Source organism: Winogradskyella ouciana (assembly GCF_009709615.1).
GTDB classification, from domain to species: domain Bacteria; phylum Bacteroidota; class Bacteroidia; order Flavobacteriales; family Flavobacteriaceae; genus Winogradskyella; species Winogradskyella ouciana.
On record NZ_WJYA01000322.1, the window covers coordinates 1 to 232 of the forward strand.

Sequence of the window (232 nt, forward strand, 5' to 3'; positions counted from 1 at the left end):
ACAAGTCATTTATAATACCTGTATAGAAGTTGGCAAGTTCTGCACCTTTACGTTTGAAATCCAGGAAGTCCACACCGATAAAATCGACATGATCCCATCCTTGTATGATTGGTTTAACTTGCCAGATACCTCTGCGTGTGGCAGGTTCATCATTCGTAACATTAACAAATGGTTGATTGGACGGATGTAATGACGAAATCACTGGTACGACACCATCATTTTTACGCCATTC

1 protein-coding gene is annotated in these 232 nt (G+C 40.5%); it reads right to left on the reverse strand.

What is annotated here, in order from left to right:
• Nucleotides 1–232: lipase-like domain-containing protein (locus F1003_RS16485; RefSeq protein ID WP_438695872.1), on the reverse strand; the 232-nt coding region annotated here is incomplete at both ends.